Raw genomic sequence first — 21,160 nt, forward strand, 5'->3', positions numbered from 1 at the left:
CAAATTGTCATCCTCCGGTCAGGCAGAGGCGAGGATATGCGCCCAAAGAAAAAAGGCCCGGCTTGCGCCGGGCCTTCTTTTTAGCTTTGAGAAGCTGGATTTCCTCAGAAATCCATGCCGCCCATGCCGCCGCCGCCGCCCATCTGGGGCATGCCGGAGTCCTTCTTCGGAAGCTCCGCGATCATCGCCTCGGTGGTGATGAGCAGGCCGGCGATGGAAGCCGCGTCCTGGATCGCCGTACGCACGACCTTGGTCGGGTCGATGATGCCGGCAGCGACCAGATCGCCGTACTCGCCGGTCTGGGCGTTGTAGCCGAAGGTGTAGTCCTTCGACTCCAGCAGCTTGCCGATCACGACCGCGCCGTCATCGCCGGCATTGTCGACGATCTGGCGGGCCGGTGCCATGATCGCCTTGCGGACGATCTCGACGCCCGTCTTCTGGTCGGCATTCGCGGTGGCGATGGCGCCGACCGAGGAGAGCGCGCGAAGCAGGGCGACGCCGCCGCCCGGCAGGATGCCTTCCTCGACAGCGGCGCGAGTCGCGTTCAGCGCATCGTCGACACGGTCCTTCTTTTCCTTGACCTCGACCTCGGTCGCGCCGCCGACGCGGATGACCGCGACGCCGCCGGCGAGCTTGGCCAGACGCTCCTGGAGCTTCTCACGGTCGTAGTCCGAGGTGGTCTCCTCGATCTGCGCCTTGATCTGCGAGACGCGGCCTTCGATGTCGGACTTCTCGCCGGCACCGTCGATGATCGTGGTGTTCTCCTTCTCGATGCGCACCTTCTTGGCGCGGCCGAGCATGTCGAGCGTCACGGTCTCGAGCTTGATGCCGAGGTCTTCCGAGATCATCTGGCCCTTGGTCAGGATCGAGATGTCCTCGAGCATCGCCTTGCGGCGATCACCGAAGCCCGGAGCCTTGACGGCCGCGACCTTGAGGCCGCCACGGAGCTTGTTGACGACGAGCGTGGCCAGAGCCTCGCCTTCGACGTCCTCGGCGATGATGAGCAGCGGCTTGCCGGTCTGCACCACGGCCTCGAGGATCGGCAGCATCGCCTGGAGCGAGGACAGCTTCTTCTCGAAGATCAGGATGTAGGGGTCTTCCAGCTCGACGACCATCTTCTCCGAATTGGTGATGAAGTAGGGCGAGAGGTAGCCACGGTCGAACTGCATGCCTTCGACGACGTCGAGTTCGGTCTCGGCGGTCTTGGCTTCCTCGACGGTGATGACACCCTCGTTGCCGACCTTCTGCATGGCGGTGGCGATCATCTCGCCGACCGACTTGTCGCCGTTAGCCGAGATGGTGCCGACCTGCGCGACTTCCTCGTTCGAAGTCACCTTCTTGGAGTTCTTCTTGAGGTCGGCGACGATGGCCTCGACGGCCAGGTCGATGCCGCGCTTCAGATCCATCGGGTTCATGCCGGCGGCAACCGACTTGGCGCCTTCACGAACGATCGCCTGGGCCAGCACGGTGGCGGTGGTGGTGCCGTCGCCGGCATGGTCGTTCTGACGGGACGCGACTTCGCGAACCATCTGGGCGCCCATGTTCTCGAACTTGTCGGCGAGCTCGATCTCCTTGGCGACGGTGACGCCGTCCTTGGTGATGCGGGGAGCGCCGAACGACTTGTCGATCACGACATTGCGGCCCTTGGGACCCAGCGTAACCTTGACGGCATTGGCGAGAATGTCGACGCCGCGCAGCATCTTGTCGCGCGCATCGGTGGAGAATTTGACGTCTTTAGCAGCCATGAAAGCCACTCCTTATCAATTGAAATCGGGATGGTGCCGAGCCGTGGCGATTAGCCGACGATGCCCATGATGTCGGATTCCTTCATGATCAGGAGATCCTGGCCATCGATCTTGACCTCGGTGCCCGACCATTTGCCGAACAGGACGCGGTCGCCAGCCTTGACGTCGAGCGCGTTGAGCTTGCCGGCATCGTCACGGGCGCCGGGGCCGACGGCGACGATCTCGCCCTCTTGGGGCTTTTCCTTGGCGGTATCCGGGATGATGATGCCACCCTTGGTCTTCTCTTCGCCTTCCAGGCGGCGGACCACGACGCGGTCGTGCAGGGGACGGAAGTTCATGGTTCAGTCTTCCTCTCGAGTATCAATTAGTACGGGTGCCACGAAGGCATCGCCGATCTGTTAGCAGTCACCCTAGGGGAGTGCTAACGATGTCGCGGAGATAGGACACAGGCTGCCGAGAGTCAAGAAAGCGCCGGCCAACAAAGTGAATGCGCCTGCGACGCTCTCGCTTTCGCTTCAGGGCTGCGAGCACCCCCAGACCACGCTAAGATGGCGACATGACGACACCCGTGCCCGATCCGCGTCTCGACGACATCGCACGCAGCTGCGTCGCGCTGCATGTGCGCATGACGGCACGTGCCGTGACGCGGGCCTATGACGAGGCGATGCGCCCGAGCGGGCTGAAGATCACCCAGTTCGTGCTGCTTTCGGCGCTGAGCACCGGCCAGTGGAGGTCGATCACCGCGCTGGCCGAGCGCTTCGCGCTGGAGCGGACATCGCTGACCCGCAACCTCCAGCTCCTGGCGGCTGACGGCATGGTCGAGCCGGTGGATTGCCGTGGGCGGGCGGCAGTCTATGCGGTGACCGAGAAGGGCAGGGCGGCGATCGAGGCCGCGATCCCGCATTGGCGCGCCGCTCAGGAGAAGATCGAGGGCGGCATCGGCGAAGCCCGCTGGCGCGAGACCCGCGATGGGCTGAAGGCGCTGCGCCGGGCCGCACGCGGCGACGGCTGAGGATTCAGCCGGTCGCTGCCATCGATTGACGCGTGCTGCACCTGGCCGTTATCGTGCAGTTACACGGTAGAGGGAGAGGGTCATGGAACGCGTGTTCGGACTGGTCTCGCGCAAGACATTGATCGCCGGCGATGGCCTGGCCTTCCTGCGCGGCATGCTCGATGGAACCCACCCGGCGCCGCCTTTCGCTGACGCCTCCGACATCGATTTTGTGGAGGCCGAGGAGGGCCGCGTCGTCTTCACGGGCCGCCCCTCGGCGCGCTTCTTCAATCCGCTTGGCACGGTGCATGGCGGCTGGACGGCGACCATCCTCGATTCCGCCATGGCCTGCGCCGCGCATTCAACGCTGAAGGCTGGCGAGGGCTACACCACGCTGGAGATGAAGCTGAACTATGTTCGCCCGGTGATGCCGGACAGCGGGACGGTGCGTTGCGAGGGCCGCATCATCCATCGCGGCGGTTCCGTCATCACCACCGAAGGCAGCCTCCACGACGAAAGCGGCCGGCTTCTGGCGCACGGCACCGAGACCTGCCTGGTGTTTCGACCGAAGCCGGCTGCCGCTAGCGCCGGCTGACCGCGACCGCGCCGGCGACGATCAGCACGGCGCCGGCCAGCGTCGTGTAGAGCGGCACTTCCGCGAAGAAGACGAAGCCGAGCAGGCTGGCCCAGATCAGCGCGGTATAATCGATCGCCGCGAGCTTCGAGGCCGGCGCCCTTGCATAGGCCGAGGTCAGGAGCAGGTGCCCGGACACGCCGAGCACGCCCGCGCCCGCATAGGCGGCGAGATCGCGCCAGCCCATCGGTTCGAACTCCTGAAGCGCGGGAAGGGCGAGACAAAGCGCCGGCCCGATCGCCTGGAAGGCGACGATGACCGTCGGGTGTTCGCGCGTCGCGATCCGCCTCAGCAGGATGAGGTTGAACGCGTAACTCACCGCCGAGAACAGCGCTGCTGCGACGCCGAGCCCCGCACCGCCGACATGGCCCTGCAAGCGCGGCCACACCATCACTAGCATCCCGGCGAGCCCGAACCCCAGCGCCTGGAGGATCCGCCTGTCGATCCTTTCCTTCAGGATCAGCCCGCCGAGCAGCGCGACGAAGACCGGCGAGAGGAAGGACAGCGTCAGCGCTTCCGCCAGCGGCAGCACCGAAACCGAGTAGAAGAAGCTGCCGGCCGTCAGCACGACCAGCGGAATACGCGCGAGGTTGCCGATCACGCTCTCGCGCGTCGGCATTTTGGGCCGGGCGACGGCAACGACCGCAAGCGCGACGACACCGCCCATCGCGAAGCGCATGAACAGCGCCAGCAGAAACGCATGATGCTGCATCTGGGCTTTGATCACCGCGTCCATCGCGGTGAGGAGCGCGATGCCGAGCGCGGCGCGCAGCGCGGTCGAGCTGCTCATGCGGGAGCGCCGGTTGCCCTGCGGAAATGATATTCCCAGGTCTCGGAGACGTCGGCGAGATAGCGCTCGCCGGGCCAGCGCCGAAAGCCGAGCTTCTCATAAAAGCGATGGCCGCGCGCGAAACGCGTATCTGACCACAGCATCATCTCGGCAAATCCGCCTTCCATCGCGAAGGCGGCGGCCTTTGCGAAAAGCGCCTGCGCCAGACCGCTGCCGCGAAAGGCCGGGTCGGCATAGACCTTGGTGATCTCCACCGCGTTTTGCCCCGGAACGGGCGCGACCCCGAGCGAGCCGGCGATGCCGCCGCCCGGCGCATCCGCGACCCAGAGCCGGCCGCCCTTGACCGCGAACGCGCTCGCCGGCTTCAGCAACTCCGGAAATTCGTCCCAGACGAAGTGGCAGTTTGGATATTCGGCGAAGCTCGCGGCGATCAGTGTCGCTAGCGACACGGAATCGGCATCGGTGGCGCTGCGGATGGCGGGGAAGCTCGTCATGGCACCGGCTCTATGAGCAAACGCGCCGGTTGCAAAGGCGGCGCGCCGCATCCCTGCATTCCGGCGCCGCAGATGTCCGGTCCGAGCGCTTGGAAAGAGCCGCGCCACCCGGTAGGGCAGTGTTCGCCAGCGCTGCGGCAGCCCGAATCGGGCGCTTATGGAGGCGAGATGACGGTTCTCCTGCCTTTCGTCGTGAATGCCGGCTTCAATTTCGCGCTCGGGTTGCTGATCGCCCTGTTCCTCGGCCCATCCGCTTTCGGGCTTTATGCGATCGCCGCGGCGACCGTCATTCTGGTCAATACGGCGGGGCTGGACTGGATCAAGCTCTCGGCGGTGCGGTTCTATTCGGCGCAGGCGCGCGACACCCAGCCCGGCATCCGTGCGACGCTCGATCTCATCTTCGCCGTTGTCGCGCTTTGTCTCTGCACGCTGCCCGTCGTGGCGTATGCGGTGGGGCTCGATGCCGGGCTTCCCCACGCCCTGCTCGCGGCCGCCGTCCTGGCCGGCGTCGGCGCCGGATGGTTCGAATATCACGGCGCCATCGCGCGCTGTCGCTTTCTCGACCGGGCCTATGCGCGGCTGATTCTCGTGCGCAGCGTCGTCGTGCTGCTGTTCATGGTCGGCGGGGCCTGGGCAACGCGCGACCCCGTGGTCGTGGTGCTCGGAGGGCTCGCCGGCACCATCCTCTCGGTCCTGAGCGTGCGCGGCCCGCTATCCGACGGGCCGCTGGCGCCGGCTCTCTTTCGGCATGATCTGGCGCGGGATTTTCTGCGTTACGGCCTGCCGCTCGTCGCCGGCAACGCGATCTATTCGCTGATCCCGCTGATCAATCGCGCCTGGCTCGCCGATGCGCAGGGGCTGGCGGAGGCCGGCTACTTCTCGCTCGCCTCCGACATCGGGCTGCGGCTTTTCGGAACCTTGGGCGCGACGATCGAGATCGTCGCATTGCGCCATGTCCTGCGGCTTGGGGAGACGGAGGGGCGCGAGGTTGCACTCGCCCAGGTGTCCCGCAATATCGTCATCGTGCTCGCCGTGGTGCTGCCCGCGGCGGTCGGGCTTTGGGTCGTGCTGCCGGCGTTCGAGGCGCTGCTCGTCCCCCCGGAATTTCGCGGGCGTTTCGCTGCGCATCTGGCGATCCTGCTTCCGGGCTTCGCCGCGCTGGCGATCTTTCTGGCGGCCCTGTTCCCGGTTTTCCTGCTGGACAAGCGGACGGGCACGACCTCCCTCGCCGCGCTGGTCGGTCTTGCCGTGAATCTCATCCTTGTTTTCGCGCTTCAGTCCACGCTCGGGCGCTTCGCGGCGCCGCTCGCGCAAAGCGCGGCTTTTCTGGCGGTGCTGCTTTTGACCGCTGTCATCGTACTGCGCGCCTTGCCGCAATGGCCCTCGCTGAAGGATGTAGCAGTGGTGGCGGCGGCGACCGGGTCGATGGCCGCGTTGCTCTGGCCGCTGCGGGGCCGTTTTCCGGCGCCCGTCGAGTTGCTGGTTCAGGGCGTCCTGGGAATGCTGATCTATGGCGGCATCGTGCTCGCCTGCGACGTGGCGGGCTGGCGGACACTCGTCCTGAGCCGCCTCAGGGAACGCCGCGCAGCTTAGGTCTCGCCGCGCCTGCAAGAAGCGCTTAACCCTGTCGCTTCGGGGTCCGCTAAGGTTAATGCAACGAATTCGAGCGTTTCGCGTTGGCACGACGCGGAAACCGTCCCGGATTCACCATTCCTTTCGGCGCGCTCCGCAGGCTCGGTCTGGTCGATCTCGAGAGAATGCGTCATGCGTCCCGCCCGGTTTCTTCCTGTCCTCGCCTGTGTCGGTCTTCTCGCGCTGGCGAGCCCGGTGTTCGCCCAGGGCTATGCTTACGGCGAGCAACAGGACCCGATGCTGCGCGCCGCGCAGGGTCGTGCGGGCTATGGCGGCGGGTTCATCGAGATGATGATGACCGGCCGCGACCCGACGCCCTCCGCCCGTGGTGGCGCCGTCTACAACCGTCCCGGCGGTTACGCGTATGGCCAGGCGGTGCGCGCACCGGCCGATTACGGCGCCGATCCTTTCGGGCAGCCGCGCCGGCCGCGCGGCCTGCGGCAGGAGGCCTCGCTTGGCCAGCCGCTCGAACCGCAAGCGGGCATCCAGGGCATTGTCGATCCGCGCTTCCGCAAGCAGGAGGTTGCTTATGACGGACCGCACAAGCCGGGCACGATCGTCATCGATACGCCGCAGCGCTTCCTGTTTCTGGTCCAGTCGAACGGCCGCGCGCTGCGATACGGCATCGGCGTCGGCCGGCCGGGCTTTTCCTGGGCGGGCACCAAGGCCGTGACGCGCAAGGCCGAGTGGCCGAGCTGGACGCCGCCTTCCGAAATGCTGAAGCGCCGGCCCGATCTGCCGCGCTTCATGGCGGGCGGCCCGGAAAACCCGCTGGGCGCACGCGCGCTCTATCTCGGCTCGACGCTCTACCGCATCCACGGCACCAACGAGCCCAACACGATCGGCCATGAGGTCTCGTCCGGGTGTATCCGGATGACCAATGACGACGTCACCGACCTCTATGGGCGCGTCGGCGTCGGCGCCAAGGTCATCGTGATGTGAGCCGCCCGGCGGCTCTTCACGAGCTGCCGATTAGGATACCCGTTGCCAGCACCGCGAGTCCGCCGAGAACGATCTGCACCATCGCCGAGGCGAACGGCGTTTCCATGTAACGATAGCGCACGAAGGCGATCACGAAGAGTTCGATCGTCACGATGACGCCGGCCACCGCCGTGGCCAGCCAGAAATCGGGGATGAGATAGGGCAGGGTGTGGCCGAGCCCGCCGATCGCGGTGGCGATGCCGCAAGCGGCGCCCCGCACCCATGGATGGCCGCGACCGGTCACCACGCCGTCGTCGGAGAGCGCTTCGGTCAAGCCCATGCTGATCCCGGCGCCCAGCGAGGCAGCAAGGCCGACGACGAAGGCATTCCAGGAATCGTGGGTCGCGAACGCGGCGGCGAAGATCGGGGCCAGCGTCGAGATCGAGCCGTCGATGAGGCCAGCCAGCGCCGGCTGCACGATCTGCAGCACGAAGAGCCGCTTGCGGGTCTCCTCCTCCTCGTCGATCGCTCCCGAGGTCTTCAGTTCTTCGCCGAGTCGCTCGGCCATGCGCTCATGGCCACGCTCTTCCTCCGCCAGATCCGCCAGCAGCTTGCGTGTACCGGTATCGTGAGCCCGCTCGGCGGCACCGGCATAGAACCGGCTCGCCTCCACCTCCATCAGCGCGACATGCCGGCGCGCCGCTTCGAGCTGAAGATCCTCGTGCAGCCAGACCGGATTGCGCTTCAGGAAGCCCTTCACGTCCTGCCGCGTGACCAGCGGCAGCTCCTTGCCGAAGCGACTTTCGTAGAGGCTCAGCAGGCGGTGGCGATGATCATGCTCCTGGGAGGCCATCTCCTCGAACATCTTCGCCGAATGCGGATAGTTTCCGCGCAGCCGCTGGGCGAAGCTGAGGTAGATGCGGGCATCCTCCTCCTCGCTCGAGATCGCCAGGGCGAGGATTTCAGGCTCACCGAGTTCGTCGAGGCGTTTCATCAGCGTTGCTCAATATTGGAATAATTCTAATCTATTGGGGAAGGCAGGTTTTGGGAAGGGCCTGAATGAAAAAAGCCCGCCTCCGAAGAGGCGGGCTGGCTGACTGTGCTGCCGAGAACGGCGAGTTCTCAGGCCCAGCTGTCGTCGTCCGAACCGCTGTCGGGACTGGAGTCGCTGTCGTCGTAGCTCGCCTGGTCGTAGGACGGGCTGTTATCGTCCTTGCCGCCATTGTCGGACGCCTGGTCGACACGGGCCTGGTCGTCGGCGCCCTTGTCATAGGCGGCCTGATCTTTCGCGCCCTGCTCGTAGGATGACGGGGAAGCCTGCTGTCCGTTCGTACCTGAGCCGAAGCCGCCGACGGAATTGGCCAAGCTGCTGGCGGCGCCACCAGCCCCGCCGCCGCTGAAGGCATGGCTCAGCACATTGCCGAGCAGCATGCCGCCCGCGACGCCGGCCGCGGTCGTTAGTGCGCTGGCCATGAAGCCGCCGCCACCACCCGCCGGCTGCTGTTGCTGTTGAGGCTGCGCGGCCCAAGGGCCACCACCGCCTTGAGGTTGCGCCATCTGCGGCTGCGGAGCGGGCTGCGCGCTTGGCTGCGCGTTCCAGGCGGAAGACGGTTGAGCATCGCTGCGCTGCGGGAACTGGGGAACCGAGGCCCCGCGCGGCTGCGCCGGTGCGCCTCCAAAAATGCCCGACAGGAATCCGCCCGTAGCCGGTGCCGGCTCGGGCGGCTTGTTCTGGAGATCGCGCAGCTGCGCCTGCAGGCTCTCGACCTGCTGGTGCAGATTGCTCACCGCCTGCTCCTGTACGTACACGGACTGAGCCATGGCGTAGGGCGCATAAGGCTGCTCGCGCAACCGCTCGGCGATGAAGGCTTCGGCTTCCGGGTCGCGGGGCTGATTGGCGGCCTGCTTGAGCCGATCGAAAATCCCGGCGATCACGTCGCGTTCTTGCGGCGTCATCGTCTTCTCCTCTGGTTGAACGGCGCTTGAGCACCGCGAGAAGAGAAGTGGGCGTGCCCTGTGACGGTATCAAGGCGCGACGGAGCGTCGCGCCTTGGCCACTTCAGGTGTCGCTAGCAGGTGCCGCTCAATAGGTCGGCAGCATCTCATCGTCGTCCGGCGGCGGTGCCTCGTCGCTGTCCATGCGCTGGAGGCTGCCACGGTTGAGCACCAGCACATTGGTCCCGGTGGGCACACGCCCGTGAAGATCGATGATGTCCTGGTTGAACAGGCGGATGCAGCCCGACGACATCGACTTGCCGATCGACCACGGCTCCGAGGTGCCGTGGATGCGGTACAGCGTGTCGCGGCCGCCCTGATAGAGATAGAGCGCGCGGGCGCCGAGCGGGTTGTCGAGGCCGCCCGCCATGCCGCTGGACCAGGGACCGTTCTTCTTGGGATCGCGGCGGATCATATCCGGGGTCGGCGTCCAACGCGGCCACTCGGCCTTGCGCTGCACGGTGGCGCGGCCGCGCCAGGACATGCCCTGCTTGCCGACGCCGATGCCGTAGCGGATAGCCTTGCCGCCCGGCTGGACCAGATACAGGAAGTGAGCGTCGGTATCGACGACGATCGTGCCCGGATGCTCGCTCGTGGGATAGTCCACGATCTGGCGCAGGAAGCGCGGATCGACCTCGGAGATGTCGGTCGCGGGAAGCGGATACTTCTCGTTCGGCTTCTCGCCGTACATCTCGAGATATTCCGGGCTCACCGGGTAACGGCCCACCGGTTGCTCCACCACGAAGGGCTGCTGACGTTGGCTCACGCAAGCCGCCAGAAACAGCGGCGTCATCGCGGCGAAAAGCCGGCGGGTCGGCCGGGCGAGGGGGGAGACGTCAGGCTTGGCGGGGGGCATGGAGGGGACTCTGTTCGACTGCGGGCGGTGACTAACGGGAATGCAGGGCTGCGGTTCCCTGCGCCTCTGCGTCATGCGTTTCAAGACGGTCTGGATGGCCGCGGGGTGGATTTGATGTGGCGGAAATATGGTGAGGCCACACTGTTGCTTTGAAGCAACGGTTACGGCCCCGACACTCAGAGCCTCGCTGCGCGAAGTTGATCCATAAGACCCAGGCGCTCGCGGGCGAACCAGCGCCCGAGCATCAGAACAGCGACGACGGCGAGCGCGATCGCCAGCCCGATCCAGATGCCCCGTCCTGCGAGCGGCGTCAGGAAACCGAGCGCCGCCGACAAGGGCAGGCCAATGACCCAATAGCCGAGCCCTGCGAAGATCATCGGCACACGGGTGTCGCCCAACCCGCGCAGGATGGACGACCCGACGACCTGCGCACCGTCCGCGAGCTGAAAGATCGCGGCGTAGAGCAGGAAGGTCATCGCGAGTCGCGCCACCTCGGCCGCTCCGGGATGCGACGTGTTGAGAAAAGGCGAGACGAGCAGCCCGGGCGCGAGTAGCATCAGCAGCGCTGTGCTCGCCATGAAACCCATCGCCAGCACCAGGGCGACCGCGCCGGCAAGCCGCACGCCATCAGCATCCCCGGCACCGAAGGCCCGCCCGACCCGAACGGTCCCGGCCTGTCCCAGGCCGAGCGGCACCATGAAGGTCAGCGAGGCGATCTGGATCGCGATGGCGTGGGCGGCCAGCGGGGTCGCGCCGAGCAGGCCCATCAAAAAAGCCGCGCCGTTGAAGACGACGACCTCGAACGCGACGGTGACGCCGATCGGGAAACCGATCCGCCAATAGGCCCGGTAGCGCGGCCAGTCCGGCACCCAGAAGCGCCCGAACAGATGATAGCGGCGAAAGCGCCGGTCGAGCATCACCACCAGCACCATGCCGGCGAACATCAGGACGGAGGACAGCGCCGTTGCCAGCCCCGACCCCCACAGGCCCAGTGCCGGGAAGCCGAGATTGCCGAACATCAGGCACCAGTTGGCGAAACCGTTGAACGGCACGGCGAAGAGCACGACGACCAGCGCCCAGCCCGGCCGTTGCAGCGAGGCGACGAACCCGCGCAGGCCGAGATAAAGAAAGAAGGGGAAGAGTCCCCATTGCAGCGTCTGCAGATAGGAGGCGGCCGCCTTCGACAGCGCCGGGTCCTGCCCCATCGCCCTCAGGATCGCTTCCGCGTGCCAGAGCGCGAGCCACATCGGGATCGCCATGGTCGCCGCCGCCCAGAAACCCTGCCGCACCGTGCGGCGGATGTCGCGCACGGCATGGCGGTTGCGGCCGAGCTCGATCGCCGTCATCGGCGAGACGGCGGCCATCACGCCAATGCCGAAGATCAGAAAGGCCATGTAGAGATTGCTGCCGAGCGCCCCGGCGGCCAGCGCGTCTGGTCCGAGATGTCCCATCAGGACGACATCCGTCGCGGTCATCGCCGTCTGCGCGACATTGGTCAGCACCAGCGGCCAGCCGAGCGCCAGCATGGCGCGCATTTCGGCAAGCCAGGGGCTACGGGGCGGCGTCGGTGCAACATCGACCATCATGGGCTGCCGCTTCTAGCGGCGAAACCGCGGCCGCGACAGTCGCAACCCGTAAAGGGCCCGATGCGCACCGGGCGGGTCGACAAGGCGCGGGCCGGCCTGCATCTTGCCTCGCGACGTGGAGGAGACAAATCGCCGATGAGCACCAATCTGCGGATCGACGAGGGACGGCTGACCTCACGGCTGGCCGATCTCGCCAGCATCGGCGCGACGCCCGAGGGCGGCTGCCGGCGCCTGGCCCTCAGCGACCAGGACAAGCAGGGACGCGACTGGCTGGTCCGGCAGCTCGAAGCCTTGAACCTCGATGTCCGCATCGACGCGATCGGGAACATCGTCGGCATCCTGAAAGGGCAGGAGGCGGGGCCTGCCGTCATCATGGGCTCGCATATCGACACCGTCGGCACCGGCGGGCGCTTCGACGGCGCGCTTGGCGTGGTCGCCGGCGTCGAGGTTCTGGCCGCGTTGAGGGATGCAGGGCTGACGCCCCGGCGTGATATGGCCGTGATCGCCTTCACCAACGAGGAGGGCGCGCGGTTCCACCCCGACATGCTCGGCTCCTATGTCTGGGCCGGCGGCATGTCGGTCGAGGCCGCGCATCGTGAGGTCGATGCGGAAGGGACGGGCCTCGGTGCGGAGCTGAAGCGCATCGGCTACGAGGGGGCAGAGCAGCCCGGCTTCCTGCCTGCCCACGCCTATCTGGAACTGCATATCGAGCAGGGCCCCGTGCTCGAGAACGAAAACGGCGGTATCGGCGCCGTCACCGGCATCCAGGCGATCTGCTGGCTGGAACTGACCCTGAAGGGGCGGCCGAGCCATGCCGGCACCACGCCGATGGCCTATCGCAAGGACCCTGGGCTGGCCGCAGCGCGCATCAATATCTTCGCCAATGAGCTGACGAAGACGATTCCCCATCAGCTCGCCAATGTCGGGGTGGTCCGCGTCCAGCCGGCCAACGTCAACGTCGTGCCCGAAACGGTGACGATGACGCTCGACCTGCGCAATCCCGATGACGCCGCACTGGCCCAGGCCGAGCAGGCGGTCCGGCTTTTTTGCGCCGAGCTGAGCGAACGCGACGGCATCGCAATCGCGTTCCGCGACCTCGCGCGCTTCCCGGCGACACCGTTTGCGGAAGAGCTGATCGCCGAGGTCGAGCGCAGCGCGGCCGATGCCGGTCTGCCCGTCCGGCGCATGATTTCCGGGGCCGGGCATGACGCGCAGATGATGTCGCGGCTCTGCCCCACCGCGATGATCTTCATCCCCTCGATCGGCGGGCTCTCGCACAACCCGGCCGAGTTCAGCACGGACGAGGACATCGTCGCCGGGGCCAACGTCTTGCTGAGCACCGCCTGGCGCGTTGCCAACGCCTGAGGAATGAGAAAAGCCCTCATCCTGAGGAGCCGCGGATGAGGGCTCCGATAATCTGCCAAAGCCGTATGACGGAGTTCCGATGACCCTGATCGCCTCGCTCTCGGCCGCCGAACTCGGCCCGCTCTATGCCAGTCGCGAACTCTCGCCCGTCGAGGTCGCGAAGGATGCGCTGGCGCGCATCGAGCGCTTCGAGCCGGATATCAACGCCTTCGTCGTTCGCGACGCGGCGGTGACGCTCGCCATGGCCGAGGCCTCGCAGGCGCGCTGGCTCAAGGGCGATCCGCTCGGGCCGCTCGACGGCGTGCCCGTCACGATCAAGGACAACATCGCGGTTGCCGGCTGGTCGATGCGACGCGGCTCGGCGCTGGCTTCAACCGATCCATCGCCGGAGGACGCGCCGGCGACGGCCCGCCTGCGCGAGGCCGGTGCCGTCTTCCTCGGCAAGACGGCGATGCCGGAATATGGCTGGAAGGGTGTCGGCGACTCGCCGCTCTCCGGCATCACGCGCAACCCCTGGAACACCGGCACCGGGCCGGGCGGCTCATCGTCCGGCGCCGCCACCTGCGCCGCGCTCAATCTCGGCTGCATCCATATCGGTACGGACGGAGCGGGCTCGGTCCGCATCCCCGCAGCTTTCACCGGCGTCGTGGGCTTGAAACCGAGCTATGGCCGCGTGCCGGCCTGGCCCATCTCTGTGATGGGGTTCCTCGCCCATCTCGGCCCGCTGACCCGCACCGTGACCGACACCGCGCTGGCGATGAAGGTGATCGGCCAGCCCGATGAGCGCGACATGACCGCGATGGTCAGCCGCCCGCCGGATTATGTCGACGGGCTGAAAGGGGGCTTACGCGGCCTGCGCATCGCCTGGTCGCCGAGGCTCGGTCAGGACGTGACGGTCGACCCCGAGATCGCGGCGCTGACGCGGGCCGCGGCGAATGTCTTCACCGAACTCGGCGCCATCGTGGAGGAAGCCGAGCCCGGCTTCGACGATCCGATCGAGACCCTGATGACCTTGTGGGCATCCGGTGCCGCCTTGGCGCTGCGCGGCATCGATCCGGCGGCGCGCGAAAAGATGGACCCCGGCCTCGTCGCCGTCGCGGAAATCGGCGAAGCCATCCCCGGTTCGGCCTATGTCGAGGCTTTGCTGAACGAGCGCAACGCGCTGGCTTTGCGCATGGCTCGCTTCCACGCGAGATACGACCTGCTGCTGACGCCGACCCTGCCACTGCCAGCCTTCGCGGTCGGTCGCAATACGCCGGAACACGGCGCCTATGGTGACGACTGGACGCGCTGGACGCCGTTCACATACCCCTTCAACATCACGCAGCAGCCGGCTGTCTCCGTACCGTGCGGATTGACCTCCGCAGGGCTGCCGGCAGGGCTTCAGATCGTCGGCGCCTTCGGCAAGGACGCGCTGGTTTTGCGCGCGGCGGCGGCCTTCGAGCAGGCCCGGCCGTTCGCGCGGGTCAGCGAGCCGATCAAATCGGTTTAAAACTCTGTTTTGCGGCTTTTGCCGTTTTAAGGCGCAGATTTGCGCGACGTCGTCGGGTTGCTAGCCCTTTCACCACGGCTTCGTTGCTTGGCATGAACCGTGCACACGAGCCGCAGGCCCAGGCGGGCCGTTTTGGCGTGTTGTCAGCAGCTGAATTTCTGCCCAAACTCGCGCCAAGGCCGCCCGCCTAGAGGTAGCCGCTTCAGGGGAGTGAGTCATGGACCGCAGGACGTTTCTGAAATCCGCGACGGGTGCAGGTCTGGCGGCAGCGTCCGGCGGGCTGGCGATGCCGGCCCTGGCGCAGTCGCCGGCCAAGACCCTGCGCTTCGTGCCGCAGGCCAACCTCGCCAATTTCGACCCCATATGGGGAACGCAATATGTCGTCCGAAACGCAGCCGCGCTGGTCTGGGACACGCTCTACGGCGTCGATTCCAAGTTCCAGCCGCAGCGCCAGATGGTCGAGGCGGAAGAGGTTTCCTCCGACGGCCTGACCTGGACCTTCAAGCTGCGCTCCGGCCTGAAATTCCATGACGGTTCGCCGGTGACCTCGAAGGACGTGGTCGCCAGCCTCGTGCGCTGGTCGGCCCGCGATCCGATGGGCCTGATGCTGCGCGCGATCCAAGTCGAGCTGTCGCCGGTCGACGATCTCACCTGGAAATGGGTTTTGAAGGAGCCTTATCCGAAGATGCTGCTGGCGATGGCCAAGACCAACGCGCCCTGCACCTTCATTATGCCGGAGCGCATCGCCAAGACCGATCCCTTCACCCAGATCACCGAATATGTCGGCTCCGGGCCGATGAAGTTCCTGAAGAGCGACTGGGTGCCCGGCGCCAAGGCGGTCTTCGAGAAATTCGCCGATTACAAGCCGCGCACCGAAAAGGCCGATTGGCTCGCCGGCGGCAAGAACATCCTCGTCGACCGCATCGAGTGGGTCATCATCCCCGATGCCGCGACCGCTGCCGCCGCGCTCCAGAATGGCGAGGTCGATTGGTGGGAGACCCCGCTTGCCGACCTCGTGCCGACCCTGCGTGCCCACAAGGACATTAACGTCGATATCGGCGATCCGCTCGGCAATATCGGCGCCTTCCGCATGAACCACCTGTTCCCGCCCTTCAACAATCTGAAGGTGCGTCAGGCCGTGCTGACCGCGCTGAACCAGGAAGACTACATGCGCGCCGTCGTCGGCGACGACGACAAGCTCTGGAAGGCGCTGCCCGGTTTCTTCACGCCCGGCACCCCGCTCTACACCGAGGAGGGCGGCGACATGCTGAAGCAGCGCAACGTCGCGGCCGCCAAGAAGCTGCTGGCCGAATCCGGCTATAAGGGCGAGCCGGTGGTCTGCGTCGTGGCGCAGGACATGGCGCCGACCAAGTCGATGGGCGACGTCACCGCCGAACTGCTCAAGAGCATCGGCATGAAGGTCGATTTCGTCGCCACCGACTGGGGTACGGTCGGTGCGCGCCGCGCCCAGAAGACGCCGCCGGACCAAGGCGGATGGAGCATGTTCCACACTTGGCATGCCGGCGCCGACTGCGTGAACCCGGCCTCCTACACCGCGATCCGCGCCAATGGCGACAAGGCCTGGTTCGGCTGGCCCAACGTGCCGGCGGTCGAGACCGAGGTGACGAACTGGTTCAAGGCCAAGGATCTGGCCGAGGAGAAGGCCGCGATCGCCCGTCTCAACAAGGCGGCGGTGGAAAACGTCGTCTATGCGCCGACGGGCTTCTATCTAAGCTACCAGGCCTGGCGGAAGAATGTGTCCGGCGTGGTCAGCGGCCCGCTGCCCTTTTTCTGGGACGTCGCCAAGGCCTGACCAGGCCTTGCAGGGGGTGGGCCTCACCCACTCCCCACGATGGGGCGTGTGCCCCGTCGCTCAGTCAACACCGCGGCCCTCGATGCATTGGGCCGCGGCCTGGATCAAACAGAGATCGGCCTGCCATGCTTGCTTTCGTCATCAGGCGCATCATCACGACCATTCCGGTGATGGCGTTCGTCGCGCTCTTCGTGTTCTCGCTGCTGTATGTGGCGCCGGGCGATCCGGCCGCGATCATCGCGGGCGACCAGGCTTCCCCCGCTGATGTCGAGCGCATCCGCGCCAGCCTCGGCCTCGACCGGCCCTATCTGGTGCGCTTCGGGGAGTGGAGCTGGCGCGTCGTCCAGGGCGATCTCGGCACGTCGATCTTCACCAATCTTCCCGTGACCGAACTGATCAAGCAGCGCATCGAACCGACGCTGTCGCTGATGATCCTGACGCTGATCTTCGCGGTGGTGATCGCCGTGCCGATGGGCGTGATCGCGGCCTGGAAGGCGGGGAGCTGGGTCGACAAGGGGGCCATGGCCTTCGCGGTCTTCGGCTTTTCCGTGCCGGTCTTCGTCGTCGGTTATCTGCTCGCCTGGATCTTCGCGCTGAAGCTCGAATGGCTGCCGGTGCAGGGTTATACGCCGATTTCCAACGGGCTGTGGCCCTGGCTCCGGAACCTGATCCTGCCCTCTGTGACGCTGGGGCTGGTCTATATCGCGCTGATCGCCCGCATCACCCGGGCGACCATGCTGGAGGTGCTGCAGCAGGACTATGTCCGCACCGCCCAGGCCAAGGGCGTGGCGCAGAAGGACGTGCTCTTCCTGCATTCGCTGAAGAACGCGGCGGTCCCGATCGTCACCATCATCGGCATCGGCATAGCGCTCCTGATCGGCGGCGCGGTGGTGACCGAGAGCGTCTTCGCCATCCCGGGTCTCGGCCGGCTCACCGTCGATGCCATCCTGCGGCGCGATTATCCCGTCATCCAGGGCGTCGTGCTGATGTTCAGCCTGGTCTACGTGCTCGTGAACCTGCTGATCGATCTCAGCTACACCCTCGTCGATCCGAGGATCCGGTATTGACCATGTCCGCTCCCATTGCCTCCGCCCCGTCCCTCGTCGCCGCAACGGAGCCTGTGCAGCGCGGCCAGACCGCGCGTTTCCTGCGCTATCTGCGCCGTCATCCGTCCGTCGCCATCGGCGGCGGGCTCCTAGTGCTGATGGCGCTGATCGCGATCGCAGCCCCGCTGCTCGGCACGGTCGATCCGACCGCGATCGCCCCTTCGCGGCGCACCCGCATCCCTTCCGAGCTGTACTGGTTCGGCACCGACATGCTCGGCCGCGACGTCTATTCCCGTGTCATCTACGGCGCGCGCGTCTCGCTGGTCGTCGGCTTCAGCGTCGCGGTGTTCGCCTCGGTGGTGGGGCTTGCGATCGGCCTCGTCGCGGGCTTCGTGCGCTGGTCGGACGGCATCATCATGCGCATCATCGACGGCATGATGTCGATCCCGCCGATCCTGCTCGCCATCGCCCTGATGGCGCTGACGCGCGGCTCGATCGGCAACGTCATCCTCGCCATCACGGTCGCCGAAATCCCGCGCGTGGCGCGGTTGATCCGAGGCGTCGTGCTCTCGCTGCGCGAGCAGCCCTATGTCGAGGCGGCCGTCGCCAACGGCGCGGGCGTCGGGCGCATCATCTTCCGCCACATCCTGCCCAACACCTTTGCGCCGATGAGCGTGCAGGCGACCTATATCTGCGCCAGCGCGATGATCGTCGAGGCGATCCTGTCCTTCATCGGCGCGGGCGTGCCGCCCTCCACGCCCTCATGGGGCAACATCATGGCCGAGGGCCGGGCGCTCTGGCAGATCCGGCCGCACATCATCCTGTTCCCGGCGGTGTTCCTCTCGATCACCGTTCTCGCGGTCAACATGCTCGGTGACGGCCTGCGCGACTCGCTCGATCCGCGGATCGCCAAGCGGCTCTGAGCAGGCGCAGCCCTGCCGGCAGAGCAACCCTCGCCATCCATCGCCGCCGCTTGACGCGATGGCCGCGTGCTCCGAGCTTGCCGGGGCACTGCCTTTCCTCTGGAGCCCGTGATTTGAGCCGTATCCTGACCGTCGCCGCAGCGCAGCTCGGCCCGATCCAGCGCGATGAAAGCCGGGCCTCCGCGATCGCGCGCATGATCGCGCTGATGCGGCAGGCCAAGGAGCATGGCGTCGATCTCATCGTCTATCCGGAGGCCGCGCTCACCGCCTTCTTCCCGCATTGGTGGATGGAGGACGAGGCTGAGATCGACGCGTATTTCGAAGCCGCGATGCCGTCGAACGAGACCGCTCCGCTGTTCGAAGAGGCTCGGCGCCTCGGCATCGGCTTCCATCTCGGTTACTGCGAACTCGCTCATGAAAAAGGCCGCAAGCGTCGCTTCAACACCGCGATCCTGGTGGACAAGACCGGTGCCATCGTCGGCAAATATCGCAAGATCCATCTGCCGGGCCATCCCGAGCACCGGCCGGACGCGCCGTTCCAGAACCTCGAGAAGCGCTATTTCGAAACGGGCAATCTCGGCTGGCCGGTCTGGCACACGATGGACGCCAATATCGGCATGATGATCTGCAACGATCGCCGCTGGCCGGAAAGCTATCGCTCCATGGGCCTGCAGGATGTCGAGCTGATCGTGCTCGGCTACAACACGCCCAAGCATAACCCGCCGGCGCCGGCGCATGACCGCCTCGGTAATTTCCACAATCAGCTGGTGATGCAGGCCGGTGCCTATCAGAACGCGACCTGGGTCGTCGGTGTCGCCAAGGCGGGGCTGGAAGCCGGCGTCGACCAGATCGGCGGCTCCTGCATCATCGCACCGACCGGCGAGGTGGTGGCGCAGGCCGTGACCGAGGGCGACGAGCTGGTCATCGCCCGCTGTGACCTCGACCTCGGCAAGAGCTACAAGAACTCGACCTTCAATTTCGCCAAGCATCGCGAACCGCAGGCCTATGGCCTCATCGTCGAGCGCAAGGGCGCCCTCTCTCCCGTCTGAGCACCGAAGGCCTGAAGCCATGACCCATGATCTCATCCTCAAGGGCGGTCGCGTCATCGACCCCTCGCAGAAGCATGACGGCGTGCTTGATGTCGCCTTCACCGACGGCAAGGTTTCCGGCTTCGGCAAGGATTTGAAGGGTGCAAAGGAGGTCCGCGACGTCAGCGGCTACATCGTCACGCCCGGCCTGATCGACCTGCACACCCACGTCTATTGGGGTGGCACTTCGCTTGGCATCGATGCCGACGAGTTCTGCCGGCTGTCGGGCGTGACGACTTCGGTCGATACCGGTTCGGCCGGCCCCGGCAATTGGCCGGGCTTCCGCAAGCACGTCATCGAGCAGAGCCAGGCCCGCATCCTGGCCTATCTCCACGTCTCGCATGCCGGCATCTACGGCTTCGACCACCGCGTCATGGTCGGCGAGAGCGGCGATATGCGCCTGATGAACCCGATCGATTGCGCCGAGGTCGCCGACAAGAACCGCGACCTGATCGTCGGCATCAAGGTGCGCGTCGGCCTCCATGCCTCGGGCGATCAGGGCACCAAGCCGCTGAACATCGCGCTGCAGGTGGCCGAAGAGATCGGCATGCCGCTGATGTGCCATATCGACCATCCGCCGCCATCCTATGAGGAAGTCCTCGGCATGCTGCGGCCGGGCGACGTGCTGACCCACGCCTTCCGCCCCTTCCCGAATGCGCCGGCGACCGCGCAGGGCACGGTGAAGCCGGAGGTCATCGCCGCCCGCAAGCGTGGCGTTATCTTCGACATCGGCCACGGCAAGGGCTCGTTCTCGTTCAAGACGACGCGCGCCATGCTCGCCAACGGCTTCGAGCCGGATGTGATCTCGTCCGACGTGCACAAGCTCTGCATCGACGGCCCGGCCTATGACCAGGTCACGACGATGTCGAAATTCCTCTGCATGGGCATGAGCCTGGGCAACGTTATCGCTGCCTCGACCGTGAATGCGGCGATGGCGCTCAAGCGCCCGGAATACGGCTCGCTCAGGGTCGGCTCGCTCGGCGACGCCACGATCCTGACCGTCAAGGAGGGCAAGTTCGACTATGTCGACGTCGTCGGCGAGCACCTGATGGGCGACCGCAAGATCGCCTCAGAAGGCGTCGTGCTCAAGGGCAAGTGGTGGCACTCGCGCGAGGACAACCAGTTCCCGAAGGCGGCGGCCTGATTGGGCGCAGACCAGCGCGTCATTCTCGGGCGAAGCAACGCTTCGACCCGAGAATCTCAGGCCGCGATGGCACCGGAGCCTCTTTCGGCTGGAGATGCCCGGGTCAGGCCCGAGCATGACGCGCTTGAGGCAAGCTGGCACCCGACGACCGCAGCCGACCTGCCGGCTGTGATGCGCATCGCTGCTGAGGTGCATCCGGCCTACCCAGAGGATGAGGCGGTGGTCGCCGAGCGGTTGCGGCTAGCTCCGGAGGGTTGTCATGTGCTGGTGGGGCAGGGCGGCTCGCTACACGGTTACCTTGTCAGCCACCCCTGGCCGGCAGGCCAAATCCCCGCGTTGAACAGCCTGCTCGGCGCGGTGCCGAAAGACGGAACGAACTGGTACCTGCATGATCTCGCCTTGCTTCCGGCCGCTCGTGGAACCGGCGCAGCCCGCGCGATCGTCGCCGAAATGATGGAGCGGGCCATACGCGAAGGCTGTCGCAGCCTCACCCTGGTGGCGGTGAACGGCTCGGCGGGTTTCTGGCGACGGCACGGCTTTGCCGTGATCACCGAACCGGCCTTGGCCGAAAAGCTCGCGACCTATGACGACGCGGCCTGCTACATGCGCCGCGACCTGGTCTGAACGATTTTGCGGGGCCGATAC

20 protein-coding genes are annotated in these 21,160 nt (G+C 66.3%); 12 read left to right on the top strand and 8 right to left on the bottom strand.

Going from position 1 to position 21,160, the window contains the following annotated elements; genetic code table 11:
- Window positions 1-104: 104 nt before the first annotated feature.
- Window positions 105-1,745, bottom strand: coding sequence for a chaperonin GroEL (gene groL, locus AC1DR6_RS08825; RefSeq protein WP_476828819.1), 1,641 nt, complete (start codon window positions 1,743-1,745; stop codon window positions 105-107).
- Window positions 1,746-1,795: 50 nt separating this feature from the next.
- The gene (gene groES / locus AC1DR6_RS08830) at window positions 1,796-2,083 is read right to left on the bottom strand and encodes a co-chaperone GroES (protein ID WP_476828820.1); all 288 of its coding nucleotides are present in this window, start codon (window positions 2,081-2,083) and stop codon (window positions 1,796-1,798) included.
- Between the two features lie 218 nt (window positions 2,084-2,301).
- Between groES and AC1DR6_RS08835 the strand changes: the two genes are divergently transcribed.
- Both AC1DR6_RS08835 and AC1DR6_RS08840 read left to right on the top strand, forming a co-directional pair.
- Window positions 2,302-2,757, top strand: coding sequence for a MarR family winged helix-turn-helix transcriptional regulator (locus tag AC1DR6_RS08835; RefSeq protein ID WP_476828821.1), 456 nt, complete (start codon window positions 2,302-2,304; stop codon window positions 2,755-2,757).
- A gap of 82 nt (window positions 2,758-2,839) precedes the next feature.
- Entirely contained in the window at window positions 2,840-3,331 is a 492-nt protein-coding gene (locus AC1DR6_RS08840) for a PaaI family thioesterase (protein WP_476828822.1), read from the top strand.
- On the opposite strand, the gene AC1DR6_RS08845 is transcribed toward AC1DR6_RS08840, so the two are convergent.
- Both AC1DR6_RS08845 and AC1DR6_RS08850 read right to left on the bottom strand, forming a co-directional pair.
- Window positions 3,318-4,160: a DMT family transporter gene (locus AC1DR6_RS08845; RefSeq protein WP_476828823.1), complete on the bottom strand. Its 843-nt coding sequence runs from the start codon at window positions 4,158-4,160 to the stop codon at window positions 3,318-3,320. The two genes, AC1DR6_RS08840 and AC1DR6_RS08845, sit on opposite strands and share 14 nt — an antisense overlap.
- Window positions 4,157-4,654 carry a GNAT family N-acetyltransferase gene (locus tag AC1DR6_RS08850; RefSeq protein WP_476828824.1) on the bottom strand — a complete coding sequence of 166 codons (498 nt, stop codon included), beginning with the start codon at window positions 4,652-4,654 and terminating at the stop codon, window positions 4,157-4,159. Before AC1DR6_RS08850 ends, AC1DR6_RS08845 begins: the two co-directional genes overlap by 4 nt.
- Window positions 4,655-4,822: 168 nt before the next feature.
- On the opposite strand from AC1DR6_RS08850, the gene AC1DR6_RS08855 reads away from it, so the two are divergent.
- Window positions 4,823-6,247 carry a lipopolysaccharide biosynthesis protein gene (locus tag AC1DR6_RS08855; RefSeq protein WP_476828825.1) on the top strand — a complete coding sequence of 475 codons (1,425 nt, stop codon included), beginning with the start codon at window positions 4,823-4,825 and terminating at the stop codon, window positions 6,245-6,247.
- Between the two features lie 171 nt (window positions 6,248-6,418).
- Window positions 6,419-7,228 carry a L,D-transpeptidase gene (locus AC1DR6_RS08860; RefSeq protein WP_476828826.1) on the top strand — a complete coding sequence of 270 codons (810 nt, stop codon included), beginning with the start codon at window positions 6,419-6,421 and terminating at the stop codon, window positions 7,226-7,228.
- A 16-nt stretch (window positions 7,229-7,244) separates the two neighbouring features.
- Here AC1DR6_RS08860 and mbfA read toward each other — a convergent pair whose 3' ends face one another.
- The 4 genes from mbfA to AC1DR6_RS08880 all read right to left on the bottom strand — a co-directional run bounded on the left by mbfA (window position 7,245) and on the right by AC1DR6_RS08880 (window position 11,641).
- Entirely contained in the window at window positions 7,245-8,201 is a 957-nt protein-coding gene (gene mbfA / locus AC1DR6_RS08865; RefSeq protein ID WP_476828827.1) for an iron exporter MbfA, read from the bottom strand.
- Between the two features lie 128 nt (window positions 8,202-8,329).
- Complete coding sequence (locus AC1DR6_RS08870) at window positions 8,330-9,163, bottom strand: DUF2076 domain-containing protein (RefSeq protein ID WP_476828828.1); 834 nt, start codon at window positions 9,161-9,163, stop codon at window positions 8,330-8,332.
- A 127-nt stretch (window positions 9,164-9,290) separates the two neighbouring features.
- Window positions 9,291-9,995 carry a L,D-transpeptidase gene (locus tag AC1DR6_RS08875; protein WP_476829002.1) on the bottom strand — a complete coding sequence of 235 codons (705 nt, stop codon included), beginning with the start codon at window positions 9,993-9,995 and terminating at the stop codon, window positions 9,291-9,293.
- 239 nt (window positions 9,996-10,234) lie between these two features.
- Complete coding sequence (locus AC1DR6_RS08880) at window positions 10,235-11,641, bottom strand: MATE family efflux transporter (protein ID WP_476829003.1); 1,407 nt, start codon at window positions 11,639-11,641, stop codon at window positions 10,235-10,237.
- 138 nt (window positions 11,642-11,779) lie between these two features.
- Between AC1DR6_RS08880 and AC1DR6_RS08885 the strand changes: the two genes are divergently transcribed.
- The 8 genes from AC1DR6_RS08885 (at window position 11,780) to AC1DR6_RS08920 (ending at window position 21,139) form a co-directional block, all read left to right on the top strand.
- The gene (locus AC1DR6_RS08885; RefSeq protein ID WP_476828829.1) at window positions 11,780-13,009 is read left to right on the top strand and encodes a M20 family metallo-hydrolase; all 1,230 of its coding nucleotides are present in this window, start codon (window positions 11,780-11,782) and stop codon (window positions 13,007-13,009) included.
- Between the two features lie 79 nt (window positions 13,010-13,088).
- A complete protein-coding gene (locus AC1DR6_RS08890) occupies window positions 13,089-14,501 on the top strand; it encodes an amidase (RefSeq protein WP_476828830.1) in 1,413 nt (470 codons plus the stop codon).
- Window positions 14,502-14,718: 217 nt separating this feature from the next.
- Complete coding sequence (locus tag AC1DR6_RS08895) at window positions 14,719-16,314, top strand: ABC transporter substrate-binding protein (RefSeq protein WP_476828831.1); 1,596 nt, start codon at window positions 14,719-14,721, stop codon at window positions 16,312-16,314.
- Between the two features lie 125 nt (window positions 16,315-16,439).
- Window positions 16,440-17,381 (top strand): ABC transporter permease, encoded by a 942-nt coding sequence (locus AC1DR6_RS08900; RefSeq protein ID WP_476828832.1) that lies wholly within the window; start codon window positions 16,440-16,442, stop codon window positions 17,379-17,381.
- A gap of 2 nt (window positions 17,382-17,383) precedes the next feature.
- Complete coding sequence (locus AC1DR6_RS08905) at window positions 17,384-18,283, top strand: ABC transporter permease (protein ID WP_476828833.1); 900 nt, start codon at window positions 17,384-17,386, stop codon at window positions 18,281-18,283.
- Between the two features lie 113 nt (window positions 18,284-18,396).
- Window positions 18,397-19,332, top strand: a complete 936-nt coding sequence (locus AC1DR6_RS08910) for an N-carbamoyl-D-amino-acid hydrolase (RefSeq protein WP_476828834.1) — start codon at window positions 18,397-18,399, stop codon at window positions 19,330-19,332.
- A 19-nt stretch (window positions 19,333-19,351) separates the two neighbouring features.
- Window positions 19,352-20,515: an amidohydrolase/deacetylase family metallohydrolase gene (locus tag AC1DR6_RS08915; RefSeq protein ID WP_476828835.1), complete on the top strand. Its 1,164-nt coding sequence runs from the start codon at window positions 19,352-19,354 to the stop codon at window positions 20,513-20,515.
- A gap of 66 nt (window positions 20,516-20,581) precedes the next feature.
- Complete coding sequence (locus tag AC1DR6_RS08920; protein WP_476828836.1) at window positions 20,582-21,139, top strand: GNAT family N-acetyltransferase; 558 nt, start codon at window positions 20,582-20,584, stop codon at window positions 21,137-21,139.
- Window positions 21,140-21,160: the final 21 nt, after the last annotated feature.

The organism is Allobosea sp. P5_A5 (assembly GCF_056400625.1).

Excerpts from the sequence above, each read along its gene's own strand:
- AC1DR6_RS08895 (WP_476828831.1), top strand. The coding sequence starts at position 14,719 with ATGGACCGCAGGACGTTTCTGAAATCCGCGACGGGTGCAGGTCTGGCG.
- AC1DR6_RS08870 (WP_476828828.1), bottom strand. The coding sequence starts at position 9,163 with ATGACGCCGCAAGAACGCGACGTGATCGCCGGGATTTTCGATCGGCTC.
- AC1DR6_RS08890 (WP_476828830.1), top strand. The coding sequence starts at position 13,089 with ATGACCCTGATCGCCTCGCTCTCGGCCGCCGAACTCGGCCCGCTCTAT.
- AC1DR6_RS08905 (WP_476828833.1), top strand. The coding sequence starts at position 17,384 with ATGTCCGCTCCCATTGCCTCCGCCCCGTCCCTCGTCGCCGCAACGGAG.
- mbfA (WP_476828827.1), bottom strand. The coding sequence starts at position 8,201 with ATGAAACGCCTCGACGAACTCGGTGAGCCTGAAATCCTCGCCCTGGCG.
- AC1DR6_RS08915 (WP_476828835.1), top strand. The coding sequence starts at position 19,352 with ATGACCCATGATCTCATCCTCAAGGGCGGTCGCGTCATCGACCCCTCG.
- groES (WP_476828820.1), bottom strand. The coding sequence starts at position 2,083 with ATGAACTTCCGTCCCCTGCACGACCGCGTCGTGGTCCGCCGCCTGGAA.
- AC1DR6_RS08855 (WP_476828825.1), top strand. The coding sequence starts at position 4,823 with ATGACGGTTCTCCTGCCTTTCGTCGTGAATGCCGGCTTCAATTTCGCG.
- AC1DR6_RS08875 (WP_476829002.1), bottom strand. The coding sequence starts at position 9,995 with ATGACGCCGCTGTTTCTGGCGGCTTGCGTGAGCCAACGTCAGCAGCCC.
- AC1DR6_RS08840 (WP_476828822.1), top strand. The coding sequence starts at position 2,840 with ATGGAACGCGTGTTCGGACTGGTCTCGCGCAAGACATTGATCGCCGGC.
- AC1DR6_RS08885 (WP_476828829.1), top strand. The coding sequence starts at position 11,780 with ATGAGCACCAATCTGCGGATCGACGAGGGACGGCTGACCTCACGGCTG.
- AC1DR6_RS08845 (WP_476828823.1), bottom strand. The coding sequence starts at position 4,160 with ATGAGCAGCTCGACCGCGCTGCGCGCCGCGCTCGGCATCGCGCTCCTC.
- AC1DR6_RS08920 (WP_476828836.1), top strand. The coding sequence starts at position 20,582 with ATGGCACCGGAGCCTCTTTCGGCTGGAGATGCCCGGGTCAGGCCCGAG.
- AC1DR6_RS08880 (WP_476829003.1), bottom strand. The coding sequence starts at position 11,641 with ATGGTCGATGTTGCACCGACGCCGCCCCGTAGCCCCTGGCTTGCCGAA.
- AC1DR6_RS08900 (WP_476828832.1), top strand. The coding sequence starts at position 16,440 with ATGCTTGCTTTCGTCATCAGGCGCATCATCACGACCATTCCGGTGATG.
- AC1DR6_RS08850 (WP_476828824.1), bottom strand. The coding sequence starts at position 4,654 with ATGACGAGCTTCCCCGCCATCCGCAGCGCCACCGATGCCGATTCCGTG.
- AC1DR6_RS08835 (WP_476828821.1), top strand. The coding sequence starts at position 2,302 with ATGACGACACCCGTGCCCGATCCGCGTCTCGACGACATCGCACGCAGC.
- AC1DR6_RS08860 (WP_476828826.1), top strand. The coding sequence starts at position 6,419 with ATGCGTCCCGCCCGGTTTCTTCCTGTCCTCGCCTGTGTCGGTCTTCTC.
- groL (WP_476828819.1), bottom strand. The coding sequence starts at position 1,745 with ATGGCTGCTAAAGACGTCAAATTCTCCACCGATGCGCGCGACAAGATG.